Below are 23,272 nucleotides of genomic sequence, written 5' to 3' on the forward strand. Positions count from 1 at the left end.
TAGATTACTTCGGAGCACACGCCCTGCGATTTCGTGTAGCCCCCCGCATTTCTCAAAAGGATGAAAAGCCTACGTGAGGCGGTCCGGAGTAAATGGGGCATTCCCAGCGCAAGACCAGGTTGCGCACCAAAACAATCAGCTCCTGGATCAGTTATTCCCACTCAATCGTAGCGGGTGGCTTGGAGCTGATATCGTAGACAACCCGGTTCACACCGGGCACTTCGTTGATAATGCGCGAGGACATTTGATTGAGCACGTCATGCGGGAGTTGTGCCCAGTCGGCAGTCATGCCGTCTTGGCTCGTCACCGCCCGGATGGCCACCACATTCTCATAGGTCCGCGCGTCGCCCATCACTCCGACGCTGCGCACAGGCAGCAGCACAGCAAAGGCCTGCCACACAGACCGCTCATGCCCGCTCGTGCGCAGCACTTCCAGGACACGGACATCGGCCTCCCGCAGGACTTTCAATCGCTCTTCAGTCACCTCGCCCAAGATACGCACGGCTAAGCCCGGGCCGGGAAATGGATGGCGCCATACCAGGGAATCGGGTAAACCCAAAGCGGTTCCGATCACCCTCACCTCATCTTTGAAAAGATCGCGCAAGGGTTCTAAAAGTTCGAGTTTCATGTGCTCGGGCAAGCCCCCCACATTGTGGTGGCTCTTGATCACGGCCGAGGGCGCCCCCTTTGGAGAAACGGATTCAATGACGTCCGGGTAAAGCGTGCCCTGGGCCAAAAACTTGGCGTTCTTTATTTGGGCCGCTTCAGCCTCAAAAACCTCGATAAACTGATGGCCGATAATCTTGCGCTTCTTTTCGGGATCCTCAACGCCGCGCAACGCATCGATGAATCGTTTGCGCGCATCGACCACACGGAGATCCACGTCATAATGCTCTCCGATTGCCGCCTCAACTGTTTTCCTCTCGTTCTTGCGAAGCAACCCGTTGTCCACAAAGATACAGGTCAGGCGGCGCCCGATGGCCTTTGCAATGAGGGCCGCGGCCACAGAGGAATCCACCCCGCCGCTCAGGCCCAGGACCACGTGGTCGGCGGCCACCTGCTCTCGAATCCGGGACACAGATTCCTCGATTACCGAATCTGCGGTCCAATCCGCCTTGCAGCCGCATATCTTATAGAGGAAGTTCCGGAGAATTTGCGCGCCTTGGGATGTGTGCACAACCTCCGGATGGAACTGGACGCCGTAGAAGCGGCGCTTACGGTCGGCCACAGCAGCAAGCGGAATCTGAGAGGTTGTGGCCAAAACATCGAATGCCGGAGGCAAGGAGTCCACAATATCCGCATGACTCATCCAGCAAACACTCTCTGCCTCCACCTCATCAAAGAGATCCTCATGGTTGCACACCCGCAGCGCGGTGCGCCCGTATTCCCGGCCTGAGGATGCATGCACAGACCCGCCTGTCAGCGTGGCAAGCAATTGCATGCCGTAGCAGATTCCGAGGATAGGAACCCCCGCGTCAAAAACCTTGGGGTCCAGGCGCGGTGAATCCGGCTCATTCACACTGGCCGGACCGCCGGAAAGAATCACACCCTTGGGCGCAATCTCCCGGATCTCTTCAGGACTCACTGTATAGGGAACAATGCGGCAAAAAACCTTGGACTCGCGAACACGACGGGCAATGAGCTGACTGTATTGGGAACCAAAATCCAGGATGAGGACAGTCTCGTGCCTCACTTCCCCATCCCAACGCGCTGCGCTTGCTGGAAGATCTTTCCCTCAGTACGAATCGACGGAGCAATAATGATTTCGGTGATCTGCATTTCCTGGATATTGCGCGCGCCAATACTGCCCATGCACGTTTGCAGAGCCCCCACTAAGTTCTGAGAGCCGTCATCCAGATCTGCGGGACCAAAAAGAATCTGCTCCAGGCTTCCTGTGGTGCCGACGCGTATCCGCGTGCCGCGAGGCAGGTTGTGATGAGGTGTGGCCATGCCCCAATGGTAACCGCGGCCCGGCGCTTCCTGCGCGCGGGCAAAGGCCGAACCGACCATTACCGCATCCGCCCCGCAGGCAAAGGCCTTGCAGATGTCCCCGCCCGTATTCATCCCCCCGTCCGTGATAATCGGCACATATTCGGCCGAGGTCTTATAGTGAAAGTCCCGAGCTGCCGCCACATCGCAGGTGGCCGTCACCTGGGGAACACCCAGGCCCAAGACCCCCCGGGTGGTACACGCCGCTCCGGGCCCCACACCCACCAAGACGCCCTTGGCTCCGGCTTGCATGAGCTGAAGAGCCACCTCATAGGTCACCACATTCCCGACCACAACGGGAATCTTCATTGTCTTTTGGAGAAATTTGGGCAGGTCCAAGACCTTATATTCCGTGGCAATGTGTTCCACTGTGGCGACTGTGGACTGGACAAAGAACGCATCCGCACCCGCATCCTGGGCAATCTTCCCGTTGCGCTCGGCATTCTGGGGAATACAACTAACCACGGCCGTGGCGCCCGCAGCTTTCATCTCCTTCACGCGCTTTTCGACCAGCTTTTCTTTGACCGGTTCCGTGTAGAGCCCCTGAACCAGGTGAGTGGCCTCCTCGGGGGGCGCCTTGGCAATCTTGTCCAGGACCTCATTCGGGTCCTCGTAACGGGTCTGAACCCCGTCCAGGTTGAGAACGGCGATGCCTCCGAGTTCGCCCATCTTCGCGGCAAAGGGCACGTCCACAACCCCGTCCATGGCTGCAGCCAGGATCGGCACATCAAATTTCCGCCCCCCCAATTTCCAGCTTGTGTCCACCTCATTGGGGTTGATGGTGACCGAGCCGGGCACCAGTGCAATCTCATCAAATCCGTAGCATCTACGGGCCTTCCGGCCCCGTCCAATCCACATTCCCATCTAGACCTTCCTCCCGGTTAACGACGTTATCCGATTAATATAGTCGCGGCATCTGGGGGTGTCAATCGTGGCTCCATATCCCGAAATCATTCCCCCGGTCGGGCTTGGAAGCTTGCTTAGGACCGGATGGAGACACCCTCCGGAGGGGCGGCGCCTCACGGAGGAGCTCAAAATCGCTAAAGCCACAAATGTCTTGAGGGCGTTTGCCCCGCGATGTTGGGCAGCCCTCTGCACTTCACCTAATGAGGAACAGATTAGCTAAGGCGATCCCGAGTGAGGACGACCGGCCCGATCTTTGGGGAATGCAGACCCGACACCCTGACCAAAGGGGACGGTTCTCACGTAACTTACTGCCGCACAATGAATAGCCGAGACCTGTCCCTGGTTCAAAGCCTAGGTTCCTCCCTGGAGCGCGCAAAAGACAAAGGCCCTGCCGCCGGTGTGACAGCAGGGCCTTTGGAACGACTATTTCATGCTGGATTAATAACCCATATCCCCGCCGCCGGGCATTGAAGGCATGGCCTTCTCTTTCTCCGGCTTTTCGGTGATTAGGGTCTCGGTCGTCAGCAGCAAACCGGCAATACTCGCCGCATGCTGGAGAGCCGTGCGCGTGACCTTGGTCGGATCGATGATTCCAGCCTGGATCATATCCCTGTACTGATCCGCCTGGGCATCGTACCCGTTGGCACCGGTCTCACTCTTGACCCGCTGCACCACAATGGAACCTTCCTGGCCCGCATTCGCGGCAATCTGCCGGAGCGGTTCCTCAACAGCGCGCAAGACAATGTCACGGCCGATCGCCTCATCGCCCTTGAGCTTCAGGCCCTCAATACTTGAGATGGTACGGAGCAAAGCCACGCCACCGCCGGGGACGATCCCCTCTTCCACAGCTGCGCGGGTCGCATGCAGGGCATCCTCGACACGGGCCTTCTTCTCCTTCATTTCAGTCTCAGTCGCGGCGCCCACGTTGATCACCGCCACACCCCCGGCCAGCTTGGCCAGACGCTCTTGCATCTTCTCACGATCGTAGTCCGAATCCGTGTCCTCGATCTGCTTCTTGATCTGGGATACCCGGGCATTGATTTTATCGGTGCTGCCCGCACCCTCGATAATCGTGGTGTCGTCCTTGTTGATTGTGACCCGCTTGGCGCGCCCCAGATCCTCCAAACTCAGATTCTCGAGCTTGATTCCCAGGTCCTCGCTGATGGCATTTCCGCCCGTGAGAATGGCAATATCCTCGAGCATCTGCTTGCGGCGATCGCCGTAACCCGGGGCCTTGACCGCTGCGCAAGAAAGCGTGCCGCGCAGCTTGTTGACCACCAGAGTGGCCAGGGCCTCACCGTCCACATCTTCCGCAATGATCAGGAGCGGCTTGCCGGTCTTGGCAATCTTTTCCAAAACTGGCAGCATATCCTTCATCACAGAGATCTTTTTCTCATGGATGAGGATATAGGGATTCTCCAAGGAGGTTTCCATGCGCTCTGAATCGGTCACAAAGTACGGGGACAAGTAACCCTGATCGAACTGCATCCCTTCGACGACCTCAAGCGTGGTCTCCATGCTCTTGGCCTCTTCCACGGTAATCACTCCGTCACGCCCGACCTTGTCCATGGCATCGGAAATGATCTCGCCGATGAACTGATCGTTGTTGGCTGCGATGCTGGCTACCTGGGCCGTCTCTTTCTTGCTCTTCACTTCTTTTGACAGACCTTTGAGTGCCTCCACCGCGGCTTCCACGGCCTTTTCGATACCGCGCTTCAGGGCTGTCGGGTTGGAACCCGCTGTCACGTTCTTCAGTCCCTCGCGATAAATCGACTCGGCCAAAACCGTCGCAGTCGTGGTGCCGTCACCGGCTGCATCCGAGGTCTTCTCCGCCACTTCCTTCACGAGCTGGGCGCCCATGTTCTCAAACGGATCCTCCAGTTCCACTTCCTTGGCAACGGTCACCCCGTCCTTGGTAATGGTCGGAGCGCCGAATTTTTTGTCCAAAATCACATTCCGGCCCTTGGGACCCAGGGTCACCTTGACCGCTGCGGCCAACTGCTCCACTCCGTGGAGCACCGAGCGCCGGGCTTCATCTTTATATTGCAGCTGCTTAGCCACTTTAAACTCCTCCTTCGTTTCGAAACTCTGTCCCCGTGCTTACTGCACAATGGCCAGAATGTCGTCTTCCCTCATAATCAAATAATCTTCGTCAGTATTCTTGATTGTGACCTCAGTGCCGGAATACTTGCCGAAAAGCACCTTGTCACCCACCTTGACGTCCAGCGCCTTCACTTCACCGCTGTCCAGCACCTTGCCCGTGCCCACGGCCACAATCTCGCCCTCTTGGGGCTTTTCCTTGGCTGTGTCCGGCAACAAAATACCCCCCTGGGTCTTTGCTTCTGCTTCCAGAAGCTTGACCAGGACTCGATCACCCAAAGGCTTAAGGGCCATCGTAACTCCTCCTTCTCGTTGGTTCCATGATCCTTCTTCAGTTATCAGCACTCTATCCCGTTGAGTGCCAGAAAATTCATTAGGCTTAGTTTAGTGGATGTGGGAACACAGAGCAAGCAAAAAATGCAGTATTTCCCTATTCAGGGACGGTTCTCGCTATCCCCAATTTTCACAGTAAGTTACACGAGATCCGTCCCCTTGGGCCGGATAGCTGATGGGGACGACCCTTACACAACATTTTGGGGGAGAGTGGGTTAGAGAGACCTGTCCCTGGATCTAAAGGCAATTTCAAGGCCGCGGAGAGTCAGGTGGGGATCCACTTGATCCAAGCAACGGGTGTAGCGCCGCATCAGCGATGCCCGCCCCCCTGTACCCAATACCGGAGTCTTCTTTCCCAGAGATAAACGGATCTCTGCAACCGCCCCGTCACACACATAGCCCAATCCCCGGATTGCCCCGCTGAGCAGGCTGGCCTCTGTGGAATGACCCAAGACCCCGGCCGGGGCTTTGACCTTCACTGCAGGCAGGAGAGCCGTGTACTTGTACAGAGAATCCAGACTAAGTTCGATCCCAGGCACGATCAATCCCCCGTCGTACACTCCCTGTGCATTGACCACATCAATGGTGAGGGCTGTGCCAAAATCCAGGACAATGACCGGCGCTCCCAGTTTCGCGACTGCTGCCAAAGCGGCTGCCAAGCGATCCGGGCCCACCGAGGAACTCGGCCGGTAGTTGACCTTCAGGGGCACTGTCAGGTTGCGTCCCAGCTCCAATGGTCCGGATCCGCACCATGCCTTGATCGCCTTGCGCAGGCCCGCGCTCACACGAGGCACCACACTGGCCAAAACCACTGCATCCGGCCCGGCATCCTTTGGTCCGAGTTGCTTCCAGATGCGCCTCACATCAGCCACAGACACGCTCCGCAGCCCTTCAGTGGGCACATGGGCCGTTGACATCAAACGCCTTCCCACAAAGCAAGCGCAGCTTGCACGCGTGTTTCCGATGTCAATGGCCAAAATTTGACAAGCCTTCATCGCAATCTCTCCACCTCAGCGGCAGTCAGACTCTCTTCTTTGCCGTCTTCCGTACGAACCCGCAGTGCGCCGTTGGCTTCCAAATCCACGGCCTGTGCCGTGAATTCGCGTCCCGAACACTGCACCCGCACCTGCCGGCCCAGGAGCACGGATCTTTCGCGTGCTTCCATGAGAAGCACTTCAAAACGACCCTCGCTCAACACAGTGTGGCAAAGTCCAAGCTCCTCCAAAAGCCGCTCCAGCAAGGCCTCAGGCTCCAATTCCGAACCTCTGAGCTCAGCCAGAGTAGAGGCCTGGGGATCCAGGTCTGAACCGCTGCCGCTCAAATTAATTCCCAAGCCCAGGATCAGAGGGCCCTCGCTATAGGTCTCTGCCAGAATACCGCAAACCTTCTTGCCCGTGACAAGCACATCATTGGGCCAGCGAATGCCGGCCCGCAGACCGGTCATGCCCTCCAGAGCCCGGCTCACAGCCACTGCCGCGGCAATGGACCACTGTATCCCCCTCTCGGCTCCATCTTGGCCGAGCACCACCGAAAGATACAGCCCCTTGCCTGCCGGAGAAATCCAAGGGCGCCCGTGGCGGCCTCGGCCCGCAGTCTGGGAGTCAGCCACCACAACCGCACCCACGGCGGCCCCTTCAGCAGCCCAGGAGCGAGCTGCGTCTTGGGTGGAGCCGACCTCTTTGAGGTGTCTTACGGTGTTACCGATTGTGGGTGTGCTCATGGTCCCATTCTCTTTGATGTTCCGGCTGACCGGAGCGTCCAGCCCCACTTCTGATGTCATTCCCCCCTTCGACAAGCTCAGGGTAAACTCCGGCGGGAATTTTCTTGCCTTCAGTCATCCAACTAGATCCCCGCTTTCGCGGGGATGACAGTGTTGAGGCTTCAACCAAACTTCCGCTTGTTCTTGTGGGTCTTGCGGCTCTTGTGCATAAAACGGCCTTGCTGGAGCGCGGCTTTGGATTGGTCGCTCTCCCCGCGCAGTATTTTGATTTGATCGCGTATGAGGGCAGCTCGCTCAAAATGCAAGTTTCTGGCCGCGCGTTCCATCTCGGCCTGCAAATCCGCAATCACCGTCTCATTGATAAATTCCGCTTCGGATTGGCCCGTGACTTGCAGCTCTATGTCCTCGGCCTCCTTGTGGGTTTCGATCCCATCCCGGATTGCCTTTTGAATACTCCGCGGCGTAATATTGTGTTCTTTATTGTAAGCCTCCTGGATCTTGCGGCGGCGATTGCATTCCTCCAGGGCCCGCTGCATTGAACCCGTCTCCCGATCCGCGTAAAGCACAACCTCTCCGTTAATGTTACGCGCAGCGCGGCCCGATACCTGAATCAGAGAGGTCTGCGAACGCAAGAAACCTTCTTTGTCTGCGTCTAAAACAGCAACCAAACTCACCTCCGGCAAATCCAAACCTTCACGCAACAGGTTCACACCCACCAGGCAATCGAATTTGCGCAGGCGCAAGTCCCGGAGAATCTCCACGCGTTCAAGCGCGCCGATATCACTGTGCAGGTACTTGACGCGCAAGTCCATTTTTTGCAGATAGCCGCTCAGATCCTCGGCCATGCGTTTGGTAAGGGTTGTCACCAACACACGCTCATGGCGCTTGGCGCGCTCCCGGACGCGCTCAACCAAATCATCCACCTGTCCCTCAGTCGGCCGCACTTCAATGGGCGGGTCCACCAGGCCTGTGGGCCGCACAATCTGTTCCACCACCCGTCCCTTAGCCAGGGTGAGTTCGTACTTGGCCGGCGTAGCCGACATGAATACCTGCTGTCCGATAGTCTGGTTGAATTCCTCAAAACGCAAAGGCCTGTTATCCAAACAAGACGGCAAACGGAATCCGTATTCCACCAACGTGCTCTTCCGAACGCGATCTCCCTCATACATGCCGATTACCTGCGGGATCGTCACATGGGACTCATCGAAGAAGGTGAGAAAAGAGGGCGGAAAATAGTCCAGCAGGCAATCCGGCCGCGAACCCGGCTCCCGGCCGCTCAAATGCCGCGAATAGTTTTCCACCCCGTGGCAAAAACCGAGTTCCTCAAGCATCTCCAAGTCGTAAAGCGTCCGTGACTCCAAACGCTGTGCCTCAACCAGTTTGCCGGCAGCATTGAGTTCCCTAACGCGCTCAATCATTTCCTGCTTGATGGCTTTCAGCGCCGGCCCCATGGAATCTTTTTCCATGACAAAATGCTTGGCCGGATAAATCGCCACCTTTTCGCGCCGTTCCAGGATATTACCGCTCACCGGATGAATTTCGGCAATGCGTTCGATCTCATCATCCCACCACTCGATTCTAAAAGCCTTCTCCGAATAGGCCGGCAGAATCTCCAATACATCTCCCCTGACCCTGAAGCTGCCGCGAGTCAAATCATATTGCGTCCGATCGTATTGAATGGCCACGAGCTTTTCCATCACCTCTTCGCGGTTGGCAATCTGACCCTTTTCCAAAAACAGCAGCATAGACCGGTAGTTCTTAGGCGAACCCAGGTTATAAATACAGGAAACACTGGCCACAATAATGACATCCTCGCGCGACATCAAAGAGGTCGTCGCGGAAAGGCGCAAGCGGTCCAATTCATCGTTGACCGAAGAATCCTTTTCGATATACAGATCCGTATGGGGGATGTAGGCTTCGGGCTGATAGTAATCGTAGTAGCTCACAAAGTACTCCACTGCGTTATGCGGAAAGAACTCCTTGAGCTCACTATAGAGTTGGGCGGTGAGAGTCTTATTATGGGACATGACCAGGGTAGGCCGGTTTAACTGCGCAATAACGTGGGCCATGGTAAAAGTCTTACCGCTGCCCGTCACCCCCATGAGGACCTGGGCCCTTTCGTTATTGCGGATTCCTTTGACCAAGGATTCAATGGCCTGTGGCTGGTCGCCGGCAGGAGGAAAAGGGCTTTCAATCTGGAACAGGCTCACGAATGCCGTCCGCCTTCAGGAAAGATGAGTTGGGCACGCAGAGAAAAATTCAGGCCGCGTACCGAATGGGTGAGGGCCCCCACGGAAATCCGGTCTACCCCGGTCTCGGCATACCGGCCCACATTGGCCAAGTTAATGCCTCCTGAGATCTCGAGCCTCGGAGGATGGGCCAAGGTACGGGAAATACGCACTGCTTCGGCACACTCGGCCGGCCCCATATTGTCCAAAAGTACCACATCCGGCTTCATATGAAGTGCCTCTTCGAATTCGTGCAGATTGGCGACCTCCACCATAACCCTGGTTCCTTCAGCGTCTGGTGTGCGCCCTTGGACTCTCTGCATGGCCTCACGTAAAGCTTTACGATGGCTCTGAGTCTCTTCATCCCAACCGGACATCAAACGCAGGTGATTGGTCTTGATAAGAATCTCATCCGCCAAATCGAAGCGATGGTTCATTCCCCCGCCCACACCCACGGCATAGCGCTGGAACAGACGCAGACCGGGCAATGTCTTGCGCGTATCCAAAATCTTAGCAGGATGGGGTTTCACCTTTTCTACATAACGCTGTGTTTCTGTGGCAATTCCCGAGAGATGAGACAACAGATTGAGAGCCACGCGTTCACCGGCAAACACAACCCAGGCCGTGCCCGTGACGTCAGCCACCACCTGGCCCTTTTCAATCCTATCTCCATCCTTAGCCAACAAACGAACCTTGGCCTTGGTGGAAATTTCTTCAAAGACCCACTTGGCAATACGAATCCCGCAGAGTATTCCTTCTTCCTTAGCCGTTATCTGGCCCAAGGTCCGGATGCGCGGAGACAAGACCGCCCTGGACGTACAGTCCTTACGGGCAGAATCCTCCCGCAGGGCTTCCAGGATAATTCGACGCGCGTCCGCGCGCTTAGGATGGGCAAGTCTCGTGATTTCCATAAGTTGACCAAAGTAGATCCCCGCCTGCGCGGGGATGACAACCACTACAATTTTACCGCCTTCTTGAGCTGTGTCACCTCTTGCGTTGAGAGACGCCGCGATTCCCCGGGTTTGAGACGTCCGAGAGTCAAGCCTGCGAGCTCTACGCGCTTGAGTCGCTGTACCTCATAGCCCAAACCTTCGAACATCCGCCGGATCTGCCGGTTCCGGCCCTCGTGAAGCACGACTTCGATACAGGTCACGCCTTCCTCCATACTCAAGCGCTCCAGACGCGCCGGCGCAGTCTTGCGCTCCCGCCTCTCCAGCTGAACACCCTTTTCCAGCCTGCGCAAATCCTCCAGGCGCACCTTGCCCCGCACCCAAACCCGGTATTTCTTGTGGACCTCAAAGCTCGGATGAGCCAGGCGAAAGGCAATCTCTCCGTCATTGGTCAAAAGCAACAGCCCTGTGGTGTCCCGGTCCAAACGCCCAACCGGATAGACACGGGGCGTGTCCGGCGGCAAAAGGGACATAATTGTACGTCGCGAACGCTCATCCGAAACAGTCGAAATCACACCCTTGGGTTTGTACAGCAAAAGACAGATGAATTCCTCCGGACTCTTTCGCAGAGGCTTGCCGTCAAACTCAACCCGGTCCTTGGCCGGATCCACCTTGACTCCCAGTTCGCGCACCGTGCTCCCATTGACCTTGACGCGCCCCTGGGTAATAAGGGTCTCCGCCTTTCTGCGGGAAGCCACGCCCGCATGGGCCAAGGCCACCTGAAGGCGAACCGGCTCTGAGGCCTTACTGGAAGGAGAGGATGCGCTCTTCGGCCTTCTGGAGCTCTTCGGCTTTGGCGTCCCGGTTGCGTTGCTGGACCGCGACAACCTCGGGCGGTGCCTTTTGGACAAAGTCATCATTCTGAAGTTTCACCTCGTAGGATTGCAGCTCATTGCGCAAAGTGTCTACCCGTTGCTGCAATCGCTTGCGCTCGCTATCAATGTCTAGTCCCGTCCATGTGGCCAGCAGCTCAATCTGACCGCCATCCAAAGCCCCATACACATAGCCGTGGGGCAAATTCTCATCCTCACCCAACCAGCTCCATGTGCCGACCTTTGCCAGACGGCAAATAATATCCATATGCGACTCCAGCGTGGATCGCGCGTCCTGGCAGCGGCTGCGCAACAAGGTCTCAACCTCGGTTTTCGGGGGCACCTTGAACTCGGCCCGCAAGTTCCGGATCTGGGCAATCACGGCCTGCACCGAAGCCACCTCGGACTCCACACCCGTATCCCTTAATTGAGGATCGGTCTCAGGCCAACGCGCCTCCATAACGGACTCGAATTCCGGACTGCACCCGAGACGCTCGTGCAACTGATGCCAAATCTCTTCGGCCAAAAAAGGCATGACCGGCTGCAACAAGATAGCAAAGGAGCGCAGCACATGGACCGCAGTATTGAGGTGGTCCCGGCGCTTTTTCGAGTCCGCGTCCGCATCCGTCAGAACGGGCTTGATCCACTCCAAATACCAATCACAGAAATCTCCCCAGAAAAATTCATACAAAGCCCCCGCTGTATCGTTGAAGCGGTAACGGCCCATATTGTCCTCGAGCTTCTCTCCCAGACTCTGTAACCTGGAAAGAATCCACCGGTCCGCAAGGTTCTCGCGGCCCGGCGCGCCGGGGTCCGCACCTTGCTCCGGAAGATTCATCAGCACAAATCGCGAGGCATTCCATATCTTGTTGGCAAAATTCCGGCCAATCAAGAAACTGTCCTCAGACAAAAACAGATCCTGCCCCTGTGCCTGCATGGATACCAAACTGAAACGCAAGGCATCTGCGCCGACGTGCTCGATTACATCCAAAGGATCAATGATATTGCCCAAAGACTTGGACATCTTCTTGCCCGTGGTATCGCGGATAGTGCCGTGCAAATACACATCGCTAAACGGGATGTCCCCCATGAACTCACAGCCGGACATCACCATGCGGGCCACCCAGAAAAAAATGATCTCCGGGGCCGTGACCAGGCAATTCGTGGGATAAAATTTCTCCAAATCCCCGGTTTTCTCAGGCCAGCCCAGGGTGGAAAAAGGCCAAAGCCAGGAAGAGAACCAAGTGTCCAAGACATCCTCATCCTGCTGGTAGGTCCTGCCCTGCTTATCCGTCTCGGGCTGCACAGGAGAGACCACCAGGTTCTCCTCGTCAAGAGTTCCGTCCGCATTGACCGGATACCATACGGGAATGCGGTGTCCCCACCAAATCTGGCGGCTGATACACCAATCCCGAATGTTTTCCATCCAATCCGTATAGACCCGGGTCCAGCGCGCGGGATAAAAACGCAGGCGCTCATCCTTACAGGCTTGTAAGGCGGGCACAGCCAAGGGTTTCATCTTCACAAACCACTGCGGCGAAAGATAGGGTTCCACCACCGTGTCACAGCGGTAGCAATGGCCGACTGCGTGATCATAATCCTCAGTCTTATCCAGAAGTCCCTGCTCTTCGAGTCGCTGAACCACAAGTTCACGCGCTTTGAAGCGGTCCAGACCGTCAAACTCCGAACCGGGTAAATCAATCCGCCCGTCCGGATGCAAAATACAGACCGGGTCTATTCCATGGCGCTTCCCGGCCTCAAAGTCATTCGGGTCATGCGCAGGAGTGATCTTCACAGCCCCTGTTCCGAACTCCCGGTCCACCATCTCATCCGCTAAGACGGGAATCTCCTTGTTAATCAGAGGCAAAGTCACCTTCTTGCCGATCAGCTTCTTGAAGCGCGAATCTTCGGGATGAACTGCCACAGCCACGTCACCGAGCATGGTCTCAGGCCGCGTTGTGGCCACCACGATATGCCCTCCGTCATAGGGATAACGAATATACCAAAGATGGCTCTTCTGATCCTTGTGCGGAGCCTCTTCATCAGCCAAAGCCGTATGGCAGCGCGGGCACCAATTGACGATATAGTGACCGCGATAGACCAGGCCCTTCTCGTAAAGCCGGACAAAGACCTCTTGCACGGCTTTGGAGAGGCCTTCATCCATGGTAAAGCGCAAGCGGCTCCAATCACAGGAAGAGCCCAGTTTCCGGAGCTGTCTGATGATCGTCGAACCGTATTCTTCTTTCCACTTCCAAACCTCTTCCACAAATGCCTTGCGGCCTAAGTCCTGCCGGCGCTGTTTTTTTTCGCGCCAAAGTTTCTTTTCCACCACATTCTGGGTGGCGATCCCCGCATGATCGGTACCCGGAACCCAAAGAACAGGACGCCCTTTGGCGCGCTGCCATCGAATCAGGATATCCTGGATCGTGTTGTTCAGCGCATGCCCCATATGAAGAATGCCCGTGACATTCGGGGGAGGAATGACAATGGTATACGGTTCTTTATGCGAATCCACAGGTTGAAAAAGACCGCGATCCTCCCAATAGGAGTACCACTTCTCCTCGCTGGCCTGAGGGTCATAGCGTGTCGCTAATTGAGTCATGATTATTTCTTTCGCCGGATTACTTTTTTGCGGCGCGGGGCAGCCTTGGACCGGCGCGAGTCTTTGAGGAGCTTGTACTCAATTGAATCGATTAAGGCAATCCAGCTGGCTTCGATAATATTTTCCGAAACCCCGGCCGTGGTCCAACTGTCTTCCTTGTCCTGGCTGACTAAGGACACGCGCACCTTAGCCGCTGTTCCGGCCTTTTCGTCCAAAACACGCACCTTGAAGTCCGAAAGATGCATTTCGGACAGGGAGGGGTAAAACTTCTCCAGCGCCTTTCTCACAGCGTTGTCCAAAGCATTAACCGGGCCGTCCCCTTCCGCCACAGTGTGTTCGGACTCGCCGTCCACATTGACCTTGATGATGGCCTCGGAATAGACTTTGCCCGCGCGCTCCGCCACAACAACGCGGAAACCTTCCCTGGCAAAGAACTCCTCAAAGCTCTTCGTCAACCTGCGCATCATAATCTCCAGGGAAGCCTCAGCCTCTTCAAAATGATATCCGTCAAATTCCAGATCCTGGATGGTGCTGAGGATTTTCTTGACCTCCGGCGAGCCTTTGTCCAGTTTAAAGCCCAGCTGCTCGGCCTTCCAGAGGACATTGGAGACACCGGAAAGTTCAGACATCAAGAATCGCCGCGCATTCCCAATCTTGCTTGGATCCACGTGTTCATAGGTCACCGAATTCTTGCGAACGGCATTCACATGCACCCCGGCTTTGTGTGCAAATGCACTGGCCCCCACGTACGGTTGGTTTCCCGCCTGCCGCATATTGGCAATCTCCGCGACATAGTGAGAAACTGAAGTCAAAGATTCCAGCTGTGCGGCTGTCACGCACTTGTACCCCAGTTTGAGTTGCAGGTTTGCAATAATGGGCACCAAGTCCGCATTACCACAGCGCTCCCCGTAACCATTGATCGTCCCTTGCACTTGCACACAACCGGCCTCAACTGCCGAAACAGAGTTGGCTACAGCCACTGCTCCATCATTATGCACGTGGATTCCTAAAGGCACGGACACATGCTGTCCGACCTCTGCGACAATGCGGGCCAACTCCAGGGTCAAGGTCCCGCCGTTGGTATCACAGAGAGCCAATAGATCAGCCCCTCCCTCTTCCGCAGCCCGCAGGGAACGGATCGCGTACTCGGGATTGGCCTTGTAGCCGTCAAAAAAGTGTTCGGCATCATAGATAACTTCGCGTCCTTTGGACTTAAGCAGATTGACCGAGTCACAGATCATCTTGAGATTTTCATCCAGGTTGATACGAAAAACATCCGTCACATGCAGATCCCAAGACTTGCCAAAAATCGTAACGACCTCCGTATCAGCCTCCAAGATTGCCTTCAGATTGGGATCCTGACCGGCCTTCAAATTAGCGCGCCGCGTAGCCCCGAAAGCCGCCACCTTGGCATTCTTCAAGTGGAGCTTCTTGTACTGCTTGAAAAATTCCATGTCCTTGGGGTTGGAACCGGGCCATCCGCCCTCCACATAGTGAATCCCCAACTGGTCGAGCTTCTCGGCAATAAAGAGCTTGTCCTGGACGGTAAAAGAAATCCCTTCCCCTTGAGAGCCATCCCTAAGGGTTGTATCGTAAAGCTTGACTGTCTTTTTCATGATCGCTTCCCTGAGGGCTTCTTCTTGCTCACCTTCGACGAAGTTTGACGCTTCTTCCCCAACTGAAAAGCGTCATGCAGGGCCTTAACCGCTTTGTCCGCTTTCTCTTGCCGGACCACACACGATATTTTTATCTCGGAAGTGGATATCATTTCAATGTTGACCTTGGCCTTGGCCAGGGCTTCAAACATCGTGGCGGCCACGCCCGCGCTGCTGCGCATGCCCGCTCCCACCACTGAAACCTTGGCCACATTCTTGTCGGCCTGGACCCCGGCAAAGCCGATCTTTTTGGCCTCGGGTTCGACGACTTCGAGCGTGCGCTTAACGTCTTCCTGAGGCACAGTAAACGTAATGTCCGTATGGCCCGTTCGACTGATGTTTTGAATGATCATGTCCACATTGATTTCAGCTGCGCCAAGCATTTTGAAGAGCTTTGCGGCAATACCCGGGCGGTCCGGAACATCCAAAACCGAGACCTTTGCCTCATTCTTGTTACACGTCACCCCAGTAACCACCACACCTTCCAATGCATCGGCCTGGTTAACAATCACCGTTCCCTCCTTGTCCAAAAAGCTGGAGCGCACGTGGATTTCCACACCTGCCTTCTTTGCCAGCTCAACACTCCGCGTCTGCAATACTTGTGATCCCAGAGAAGCCATTTCGAACATTTCATCCGAAGAAATGGCATCGAGTTTCCGCGCATCCGGACAGATACGAGGATCTGCCGTGTAAACGCCGTCCACATCCGTATAGATTTCGCACACAGGCGCCTTGAGAACCGCTGCCATGGCAACGGCTGTAAGGTCCGATCCCCCGCGTCCAAGAGTGGTCACATTGAGTTCCGTATCCACTCCCTGGAACCCGGCCACAATCACCACTTTGCCCGCCTTCAGCGCCTTAAGCACCGTACTCGTGCTAATCTCTTGGATACGCGCCCGGGTATGGGAACCCTGGGTACGAATACCCACCTGCATACCCGTGAATGATATGGCAGAGCCGCCGAGCTTCTCTATGGCCATGGCCAAAAGCGCCACAGAAATCTGTTCGCCTGTAGACATGAGAACAGCCAATTCCCGCTCCGACGGAGAATCTGTAATCTCAGCCGCCAGTTCCAGCAATCGATCCGTGGTATCCCCGAGAGCAGAGACTACAACCACGACCTGAGACCCTTTGCGAACGCGTTTCATCACACGATTGGCCACACTCATGATCTTTTGAGGATCTGCAACCGAGGTCCCGCCGTATTTCTGGACTACAAGATTTGTCATTTGCTTTACACCACCGTTAATACTTTTTTGCCATACGCCGCAATCAATTCCAATCCTTCTTTCAATTCCTCGTCACCGCAGGCAAAGCTGCAACGAACATGCGTACTGCACCCAAAGGCCTCTCCGGGCACCACAACCACCTTGGAATCATCCAACAACCCATCCGAGAACTGATTCCCCGTCAACCCCCACTGGGACACGCCCAGGAACAAATAGAAAGCCCCCTGAGGCTTGACATACGGTATCCCATGGGATTCACAAAAATCGATCGCGATCTGGCGGCGCCGGGTAAATGCCTTCAGCATCCCTTGGACACAAGTCTGATCTCCCTGGAGCGCGGCCAGAGCTGCGTACTGACTCACCGAAACCGGATTCGAAGTCGAATGACTCTGCAAACGTGTTGCCGCCTTTATGACACTGAGATCGCCGGCCACATAACCCACTCTCCAGCCCGTCATTGCATAAGTCTTTGAAACCGCATTACACCAAATGGTGTGTTCTTTGGCTGCGGCACTCAGCGCCGGTACACACACATGCTTCGCACCATCGTAGATGATCTTGTCATAGATCTCATCACTGATAATCAAGAGACCCGCTTCCACCGCGATATTGACCAGCTCCTCCAACTCTTCCCGGTCATAAACGACTCCCGTAGGATTGCTCGGGCTGTTCAGGATAAGAACGCGCGACTTGGAGCTAAGCTTGGCCTTGAGATTCTCCGGCGTAATCTTAAAATTTTCTTTTGCAGTCGTCTCCAGAATTACGGGCGTGGCAGAGGCCAGACGCACCATTTCCGGATAGCTGACCCAATAGGGGGACTGAAAGAGCACTTCATCCCCCTCCTCGCAAGTGACCTGAAGCACGTTATACAGCGAATGCTTTCCTCCACAAGAAATGAGAATCTGGTCACGGCTATATTCCAGGCCATAGTCCGATTTGAGCAGATTCGCCACGGCATCGCGCAGGGCAGGGATTCCGGCCACAGGGGTATAACGCGTGAACCCTTCCTTGGCGGCCTTCGCAGCAGCCTCGGAAATATGGACAGGGGTATTGAAGTCAGGCTCCCCCGCTGCCAAAGAAATGACTTTGTGGCCTTCGGATCGCAATTCACCCGCACGGGCCGTAAGTGCCAAAGTAGCGGAAGGTTGAACCTGGGAAATACGGGAACTCAGTCGCATCAGTATCCTCCTGTTAGGCTTTGACTAAAAACAGGCCCTAGGGTCACAAGGAGCCTAGGGCCAAAGGGATCAGGAACCGCTGTACAACTCTGAAAAGTTACTTCTTTTTGAAAAACTTCCGGAGATTCCCAATGAAGCCGGGGTCCTCTTTGTCCCCCTTTGAAGATTTCTTCGGCTCTTCCGTTGATTTGGTTTCTTGTTTGGCTTCCTCAGGGGTTTCGGGCGCCTTGACTGGAGCGGCCTTAATGGGTTCAGAAATCTGAATACTACGCTCTGTCAGCTCAAGGACCGCCAGACTCGCCCCGTCACCGACCCGCCGTCGTGTACGAATCACCCGGGTGTATCCCCCCTGGCGCTCCTCAAAACGCGGCGCGATTTCCCGGAAGAGTTTCCTGGTCAAGCTACGATCATTGAGCACCGAGTTGACTTGCCGGATCGCATGCAAGTCCCCGCGCTTGCCCAGGGTAATTAGGCGTTCCGCCAGGCGCTGGGCCATTTTGGCCCTCACCACCGGAGTCTCAATCATCTCGCGCTCAAACAAGCCCCTGACGAGCATGCGCACAGTCGCGTCCCGGTGTGCCTTCTGTCTGCCAAAGTTTTTTCCAGCTTTTTTGTGTCGCATTGCTCAAACCTTCTCCCTAAACAGTCTCCGTACCCGGATCAGACACAGTGTCCACCAGTTTGGAGGTATCAATATCCATTCCCAACCTAAGGCCCATCAACTCAAGGGTTGCAGAGATCTCGCCCAAGGATTTTTTGCCGAAATTGCGATATTTAAGCATCTCATTCTCATCCTGGGTGACCAACTCCGCCAGTGACTTGATACCTGCTTCGCGTAGGCAATTTGCGCTGCGAACAGAAAGTTCCAGTTCGGAGACAGACATTTTCAGTTTCTCGTAAAGCTCACGGTCAAACTCATGTTCCTCATCATCAGCCACTTCCGGCGGCAATTCCCCGGTGCAGAGGAAAATATCCAAGTGCGCACGGAGAATATTTGAGGCGTGCAACAGAGCCTCCTTGGGGGTCACAGACCCATTGGTCTCTATCTCCATAATGAGACGATCGTAATCCGTGATGTGTCCGACGCGGGCATCTTCCACTTTGAAGCTAACCCTCCTAACCGGGCTAAAGATCGAATCCACCGCAATCACACCAATGGGCTGATCAGCCCTCTTATTCCCTTCAGCCGGCACATAGCCCCGGCCCCGGCCTACTTCCAACTCCATAGCAAAGCGCTCGGGACGGGTTAAAGTGGCAAGAACCAGATCCGGGTTGAGGATCTCCACCTGATCCGTGCTCTCGATCATCCCGGCCGTGATCGGGCCTTTTTTGTCGGTAATCAAAGAAACCGTCTTGGACTGCCTGGAATGGCAGCGCACAACAAGCTGCTTCACATTGAGGACGATCTCCGTAACATCTTCGGTAACTCCCTCAACCGTTGTGAACTCATGGAGCACCCCGTCCAGCTTAATGGATGTCACAGCACTGCCTTCGATAGATGATAAAAGGATCCGGCGAAGAGAATTTCCTATCGTCATCCCATAGCCACGCTCAAACGGCTCCCCGGAAAATTTGCCGTAGGTGTTCGTGAGAGTTTCCTCTTCCCAAACAACTTCCCTCGGCATTTCAAAATCTTTCCATTTGATTCCCATAATCTACTCTCTGCCTCCCCTTTATGATGGTGGCTCCTCGGAGTCCCGCGCTACTTGGAGTATAACTCGACGATCAGCGCCTCTTGGATCGGCTGCTGGATATCTTCGCGCATTGGCATTCTCAAAACGCCACCGGACAGGTCGTCCGCAGTTAACTTAAGCCAACTCGGTACGCCACGGTCCTGGACCTGCTCAAGAATCTCCTTGATACGCTTGAGTCCTTCGTCGCTGGTTCGTACCTGTATTTCATCTCCAACCTTGACTTGATAGGATGGAATAGTAACCTTCCTTCCGTTCACATACACAAATCCGTGCCGTACCAACTGGCGTCCCTGCGCACGAGAAGCGGCTAAACACAAAGAGTAAGCAATATTATCCAGACGCATCTCCAAAAATTGCAACAAGCGCACGCCGGTCACCTCTTTGGAACGGTCGGCAATCTTGAAGTACCGTCTGAACTGCCGCTCCAACACACCGTAAATGCGCTTTGCCTTCTGCTTTTCGCGCAGCTGTAATCCGTAGTTGGACGCCTTACGCCTCTGCTGCATTGCGCCATGCTGTCCAGGGGCATAGGCTCGCTGATTTACCGCGCACTTCTCCATTTGGCACTTGATGCCCTTGAGGTACAGCTTCTCTCCCTCTCTACGGCATAACCGACAAGAGGGACCGGAATATCTTGCCATTCTCTACTCCTCTTAAACTCTTCTGCGCTTTGGTGCACGGCACCCGTTATGCGGAATCGGCGTCACATCCCGGATAGCAGTCACGGTGATACCCACCGACTGAAGTGCGCGAATCGCCGATTCGCGACCGGAACCCGGACCCTTCACATACACCTCAACCTCTTTAAGCCCGTACTCCTTTGCCTTTCTAGCTGCGGTTTCCGAAGCCATCTGCGAAGCAAAAGGAGTTGATTTCTTCGAACCCTTGAAACCTACGGAACCACTGCTAGCCCAAGAAAGCGTTGCTCCTTGGCGATCCGTGATCGTCACAATGGTGTTGTTGAAGGTTGCCTGGATGTGAACGATTCCACTTACGACTTGTCTTGTGATTTTCTTCTTAGCCAACGTCTATTCCTTCCTACTTCTTGCGGCCGCCAACAGCTCGCCTAGGACCCTTCCGGGTTCGGGCATTCGTATGGGAACGCTGTCCCCTCACGGGCAAAGACCTCTTATGCCGATTCCCGCGGTAGCAGCTAATTTCCATGAGGCGCTTGATGTTCCCAGTCACCTCACGGCGCAATTCACCTTCGACTCTGTACTCGCTCTGAATAAAAGAGGTCAGTTTGGAGGCATCCGCCTCTGAAAGATCCTTCGAGCGGATTGCCGGATCAATCTGGGTCCGGCCTAAGATCTCCGCTGCCCGCGTAGGTCCGATTCCATAAATAGACCGTAAAGCAACGTCCATCCTTTTTTCTTTGGGGAGTTCAACTCCAACAATACGTGCCATAGAAGCTTATCCCTGTCTTTGCTTGTGCTTGGGATTCGTGCAGATGACGCGCACGACGCCTTTGCGCCGGACGATCTTGCACTGATCACACATTCTTCGCACTGATGACTTAACTTTCATCTTTACACCCGTTTTCGGACCGGCCTACAAGCCGGACGGCAATTACTTGTGTCGATAAGTCACTCGGCCCCGGGTCAAATCATACGGGGAGAGTTCAACCGTTACTCGATCTCCGGGCAGAATCCGGATAAAATGCATCCGCATCTTGCCTGAAACGTGGGCTCTGACTTGGTGCCCATTCTCAAGCTCAACCCTAAACACTGCATTGGGAAGTGCTTCAATGACTTTTCCTTCAACTTCTACTGCTTCTTCTTTGGCCATTCAGTTAGAATCTCCGGACCGTTTGCAGTAATCGCGATGCTGTGCTCAAAGTGGGCTGCCAAGCTCCCATCCTGAGTTACTACTGTCCACCCGTCTTCCAGAATTTCCACCTCAGGGCGGCCCGCATTAATCATGGGCTCTATTGCCAGACACATCCCCTCTTTTAGTAAGGCCCCGAACCCGGCCTTGCCGAAGTTCGGCACCTGGGGATCCTGGTGCATCTGCGTCCCAATCCCATGCCCGGTAAACTCCCGGACCACTCCGAATCCATGACTCTCCGCGAAGGCTTGCACTGCAGCGCCAATGTCACCTACGCGCCCGCCCGGTCTCGCCTGCGCAATCCCGACGGCTAAGCACTCCTGAGTCACATCCATAAGCTTCTGTGCCTCGGGTGTGATTCGCCCCACGGCTGCGGAAAAGGCCGCATCACCAAAATAGCCATCGTATTCTACGCCCACGTCGATTCCCACAATATCGCCCTCCTGGAGGACGGTTTCACCTGGAATCCCGTGGACCACAACTGTATTCACCGAGGCACAAATATGTGCCGGAAACCCGCGATAGCCCTTGAAGGCCGGTTTGCCGCCAAGCTCAGAAATCAGATCCCGCGCCGCGTCATCCAAAGCCTGCGTAGTCACACCAGGCTTAATCATCTCACTCAGGTGTGCCAAGACCTTTCCTACCATCAGGCATGGCTTACGCATCCGGTCGATCTGATCCGGTGTCTTTACCTCGATCACCTGCGGCCCTTTAGGCGCCCGCGCTTCATGAAACCCTCATAGTGCCGTGTCAGTAAGTGGGATTCAATCTGTCTCATCGTGTCCAACATAACACCGACAATAATCAACATGGCCGTCCCGCCGAAGAAACTCGCTATCGAATAAGGAATCTTCATCCACTGCCCGATCAAATCAGGGAACACGGCAATAAAAGCTAAGAACACAGCACCCGCCAAAGTAATACGCACCATCACGAAATCCAGGTAATCCACGGTCGGCCGGCCCGGACGAATTCCCGGGATAAATCCACCGTACTTCTTAATGTTGTCGGCGATATCCACCGGATTGAACGTAATCGCAGTATAAAAATATGAAAAGAACAAAATCAAAAGGGTATACATCGGAATATAGATCGCCTTGTTTTGGAGCATGATGTTCGCAAGCCCCTGAAACCCTGCATTGGGCACCAGACCCGCTATCGTGGCCGGAAAAACCAGCAAGGATTGCGCAAAAATGATGGGGATAACACCCGCTTGGTTTACACGGAGCGGAATAAACGTGCTCTGGCCACCGTACATGCGGCGTCCTACCATGCGTTTAGCATATTGAACGGATATCTTTCTTTGACCCAGCGTAATAAGCACCACCGCAAGAACTACAAGGACCATCATGATCACCAGCAATACCAAGGTGATGGGTTGTATCTGGCGCCGCGCCGCGGAAAGCGGCGAGGCCAAAACCCACAGCTGAAAACCTGCTGTCGGCAAACCGGCAATGATACCCGCGGTAATCAAGAGCGAAGCCCCGTTCCCTACGCCGCGCTCGGTAATAAGCTCGCCCAAATACATGATGAAGGCTGAACCACTGGTCAGAGTCAAAATGGTCAGCAGGCGAAATCCCCAACCGGGGTAGTCCACAATCTGCAAACCCCCGAAACGCGCGGGACTCTCCAGCCATAGGGCGATGAAGAAAGACTGCACCACACTCAAACCCACAGTGGCGTAGCGCGTATATTGTGTCAGCTGCTTGCGCCCCTGGTCCCCGCCTTCCTTTGCCATTTTCTCAAAGGCCGGGATTACGGCCGTCAACAACTGCATAATAATAGACGCTGTGATAAAGGGCATGATCCCCAAAGCAAAGATGGTTGCTCTTTCCATGGCGCCGCCGCTAAATAAATTAACAACACCAAAGATCGCCCCACCCTGTGTTTGGGTAAACATATCAAGGAACTCAGCCAGCTTATGGCTATTGATTCCCGGAGTCGGAATATAGGTGCCCAGCCGGTAGATCGCGACCACCCCAAGGGTGAACAGGATCTTTTTTTTCAGGTCCGGTATTTTGAAGGCGTTAACCAATGCACCCAGCATGC

Annotated in this window: 22 protein-coding genes; all 22 read right to left on the reverse strand. The window is 55.1% G+C overall.

Annotated features, from left to right (window positions below; genetic code table 11):
- Positions 1-151: 151 nt before the first annotated feature.
- The 22 genes from guaA to secY all read right to left on the reverse strand — a co-directional run bounded on the left by guaA (position 152) and on the right by secY (position 23,270).
- Positions 152-1,693, reverse strand: a complete 1,542-nt coding sequence (guaA, locus tag JW937_05470) for a glutamine-hydrolyzing GMP synthase (protein ID MBN1586863.1) — start codon at positions 1,691-1,693, stop codon at positions 152-154.
- The gene (locus tag JW937_05475) at positions 1,690-2,853 is read right to left on the reverse strand and encodes a GuaB3 family IMP dehydrogenase-related protein (GenBank protein ID MBN1586864.1); all 1,164 of its coding nucleotides are present in this window, start codon (positions 2,851-2,853) and stop codon (positions 1,690-1,692) included. Before JW937_05475 ends, guaA begins: the two co-directional genes overlap by 4 nt.
- 480 nt (positions 2,854-3,333) lie before the next feature.
- The gene (groL, locus tag JW937_05480; protein ID MBN1586865.1) at positions 3,334-4,956 is read right to left on the reverse strand and encodes a chaperonin GroEL; all 1,623 of its coding nucleotides are present in this window, start codon (positions 4,954-4,956) and stop codon (positions 3,334-3,336) included.
- A gap of 39 nt (positions 4,957-4,995) precedes the next feature.
- Positions 4,996-5,289: a co-chaperone GroES gene (gene groES, locus JW937_05485; protein MBN1586866.1), complete on the reverse strand. Its 294-nt coding sequence runs from the start codon at positions 5,287-5,289 to the stop codon at positions 4,996-4,998.
- A 254-nt stretch (positions 5,290-5,543) separates the two neighbouring features.
- Positions 5,544-6,323 carry a type III pantothenate kinase gene (locus tag JW937_05490; GenBank protein ID MBN1586867.1) on the reverse strand — a complete coding sequence of 260 codons (780 nt, stop codon included), beginning with the start codon at positions 6,321-6,323 and terminating at the stop codon, positions 5,544-5,546.
- Positions 6,320-7,108 (reverse strand): biotin--[acetyl-CoA-carboxylase] ligase, encoded by a 789-nt coding sequence (locus JW937_05495; GenBank protein MBN1586868.1) that lies wholly within the window; start codon positions 7,106-7,108, stop codon positions 6,320-6,322. Before JW937_05495 ends, JW937_05490 begins: the two co-directional genes overlap by 4 nt.
- 101 nt (positions 7,109-7,209) lie before the next feature.
- Complete coding sequence (gene uvrB, locus JW937_05500; protein MBN1586869.1) at positions 7,210-9,258, reverse strand: excinuclease ABC subunit UvrB; 2,049 nt, start codon at positions 9,256-9,258, stop codon at positions 7,210-7,212.
- Positions 9,255-10,232: a carboxylating nicotinate-nucleotide diphosphorylase gene (nadC, locus tag JW937_05505; GenBank protein MBN1586870.1), complete on the reverse strand. Its 978-nt coding sequence runs from the start codon at positions 10,230-10,232 to the stop codon at positions 9,255-9,257. The genes uvrB and nadC overlap by 4 nt, the downstream gene beginning before the upstream one ends.
- The gene (locus tag JW937_05510) at positions 10,232-11,083 is read right to left on the reverse strand and encodes an rRNA pseudouridine synthase (GenBank protein MBN1586871.1); all 852 of its coding nucleotides are present in this window, start codon (positions 11,081-11,083) and stop codon (positions 10,232-10,234) included. Before JW937_05510 ends, nadC begins: the two co-directional genes overlap by 1 nt.
- Positions 10,971-13,646: a valine--tRNA ligase gene (locus JW937_05515; GenBank protein MBN1586872.1), complete on the reverse strand. Its 2,676-nt coding sequence runs from the start codon at positions 13,644-13,646 to the stop codon at positions 10,971-10,973. The genes JW937_05510 and JW937_05515 overlap by 113 nt, the downstream gene beginning before the upstream one ends.
- Positions 13,643-15,256, reverse strand: a complete 1,614-nt coding sequence (locus tag JW937_05520; GenBank protein ID MBN1586873.1) for a citramalate synthase — start codon at positions 15,254-15,256, stop codon at positions 13,643-13,645. The genes JW937_05515 and JW937_05520 overlap by 4 nt, the downstream gene beginning before the upstream one ends.
- Positions 15,253-16,524, reverse strand: coding sequence for an aspartate kinase (locus JW937_05525; GenBank protein MBN1586874.1), 1,272 nt, complete (start codon positions 16,522-16,524; stop codon positions 15,253-15,255). Before JW937_05525 ends, JW937_05520 begins: the two co-directional genes overlap by 4 nt.
- Before the next feature lie 5 nt (positions 16,525-16,529).
- A complete protein-coding gene (locus tag JW937_05530; protein ID MBN1586875.1) occupies positions 16,530-17,702 on the reverse strand; it encodes a pyridoxal phosphate-dependent aminotransferase in 1,173 nt (390 codons plus the stop codon).
- Between the two features lie 97 nt (positions 17,703-17,799).
- Positions 17,800-18,324, reverse strand: a complete 525-nt coding sequence (gene rplQ / locus JW937_05535; protein MBN1586876.1) for a 50S ribosomal protein L17 — start codon at positions 18,322-18,324, stop codon at positions 17,800-17,802.
- Positions 18,325-18,340: 16 nt separating this feature from the next.
- Entirely contained in the window at positions 18,341-19,354 is a 1,014-nt protein-coding gene (locus JW937_05540) for a DNA-directed RNA polymerase subunit alpha (protein ID MBN1586877.1), read from the reverse strand.
- Positions 19,355-19,404: 50 nt separating this feature from the next.
- Positions 19,405-20,037: a 30S ribosomal protein S4 gene (gene rpsD / locus JW937_05545; GenBank protein MBN1586878.1), complete on the reverse strand. Its 633-nt coding sequence runs from the start codon at positions 20,035-20,037 to the stop codon at positions 19,405-19,407.
- A gap of 12 nt (positions 20,038-20,049) precedes the next feature.
- Entirely contained in the window at positions 20,050-20,421 is a 372-nt protein-coding gene (gene rpsK / locus JW937_05550; GenBank protein MBN1586879.1) for a 30S ribosomal protein S11, read from the reverse strand.
- A gap of 13 nt (positions 20,422-20,434) precedes the next feature.
- Positions 20,435-20,803: a 30S ribosomal protein S13 gene (gene rpsM, locus JW937_05555; protein ID MBN1586880.1), complete on the reverse strand. Its 369-nt coding sequence runs from the start codon at positions 20,801-20,803 to the stop codon at positions 20,435-20,437.
- A 6-nt stretch (positions 20,804-20,809) separates the two neighbouring features.
- Positions 20,810-20,923, reverse strand: a complete 114-nt coding sequence (gene rpmJ / locus JW937_05560) for a 50S ribosomal protein L36 (GenBank protein MBN1586881.1) — start codon at positions 20,921-20,923, stop codon at positions 20,810-20,812.
- Between the two features lie 42 nt (positions 20,924-20,965).
- Positions 20,966-21,184 (reverse strand): translation initiation factor IF-1, encoded by a 219-nt coding sequence (gene infA / locus JW937_05565; GenBank protein MBN1586882.1) that lies wholly within the window; start codon positions 21,182-21,184, stop codon positions 20,966-20,968.
- Positions 21,163-21,924, reverse strand: coding sequence for a type I methionyl aminopeptidase (gene map, locus JW937_05570; GenBank protein MBN1586883.1), 762 nt, complete (start codon positions 21,922-21,924; stop codon positions 21,163-21,165). Before map ends, infA begins: the two co-directional genes overlap by 22 nt.
- The gene (gene secY / locus JW937_05575) at positions 21,921-23,270 is read right to left on the reverse strand and encodes a preprotein translocase subunit SecY (protein ID MBN1586884.1); all 1,350 of its coding nucleotides are present in this window, start codon (positions 23,268-23,270) and stop codon (positions 21,921-21,923) included. Before secY ends, map begins: the two co-directional genes overlap by 4 nt.
- Positions 23,271-23,272 lie beyond the last annotated feature (2 nt).

The organism is Candidatus Omnitrophota bacterium (assembly GCA_016929445.1).
Taxonomy (GTDB): domain Bacteria; phylum Omnitrophota; class Gorgyraeia; order JAFGIU01; family JAFGIU01; genus JAFGIU01.

What these genes read in the sequence shown, in the direction of transcription:
- JW937_05475 (MBN1586864.1), bottom strand. Translation starts at nt 2,853, where the DNA reads ATGGGAATGTGGATTGGACGGGGCCGGAAGGCCCGTAGATGCTACGGA.
- groES (MBN1586866.1), bottom strand. Translation starts at nt 5,289, where the DNA reads ATGGCCCTTAAGCCTTTGGGTGATCGAGTCCTGGTCAAGCTTCTGGAA.
- JW937_05490 (MBN1586867.1), bottom strand. Translation starts at nt 6,323, where the DNA reads ATGAAGGCTTGTCAAATTTTGGCCATTGACATCGGAAACACGCGTGCA.
- JW937_05495 (MBN1586868.1), bottom strand. Translation starts at nt 7,108, where the DNA reads ATGACATCAGAAGTGGGGCTGGACGCTCCGGTCAGCCGGAACATCAAA.
- JW937_05510 (MBN1586871.1), bottom strand. Translation starts at nt 11,083, where the DNA reads ATGACTTTGTCCAAAAGGCACCGCCCGAGGTTGTCGCGGTCCAGCAAC.
- JW937_05520 (MBN1586873.1), bottom strand. Translation starts at nt 15,256, where the DNA reads ATGAAAAAGACAGTCAAGCTTTACGATACAACCCTTAGGGATGGCTCT.
- JW937_05525 (MBN1586874.1), bottom strand. Translation starts at nt 16,524, where the DNA reads ATGACAAATCTTGTAGTCCAGAAATACGGCGGGACCTCGGTTGCAGAT.
- JW937_05530 (MBN1586875.1), bottom strand. Translation starts at nt 17,702, where the DNA reads ATGCGACTGAGTTCCCGTATTTCCCAGGTTCAACCTTCCGCTACTTTG.
- rplQ (MBN1586876.1), bottom strand. Translation starts at nt 18,324, where the DNA reads ATGCGACACAAAAAAGCTGGAAAAAACTTTGGCAGACAGAAGGCACAC.
- JW937_05540 (MBN1586877.1), bottom strand. Translation starts at nt 19,354, where the DNA reads ATGGGAATCAAATGGAAAGATTTTGAAATGCCGAGGGAAGTTGTTTGG.
- rpsD (MBN1586878.1), bottom strand. Translation starts at nt 20,037, where the DNA reads ATGGCAAGATATTCCGGTCCCTCTTGTCGGTTATGCCGTAGAGAGGGA.
- rpsM (MBN1586880.1), bottom strand. Translation starts at nt 20,803, where the DNA reads ATGGCACGTATTGTTGGAGTTGAACTCCCCAAAGAAAAAAGGATGGAC.
- rpmJ (MBN1586881.1), bottom strand. Translation starts at nt 20,923, where the DNA reads ATGAAAGTTAAGTCATCAGTGCGAAGAATGTGTGATCAGTGCAAGATC.
- infA (MBN1586882.1), bottom strand. Translation starts at nt 21,184, where the DNA reads ATGGCCAAAGAAGAAGCAGTAGAAGTTGAAGGAAAAGTCATTGAAGCA.
- secY (MBN1586884.1), bottom strand. Translation starts at nt 23,270, where the DNA reads ATGCTGGGTGCATTGGTTAACGCCTTCAAAATACCGGACCTGAAAAAA.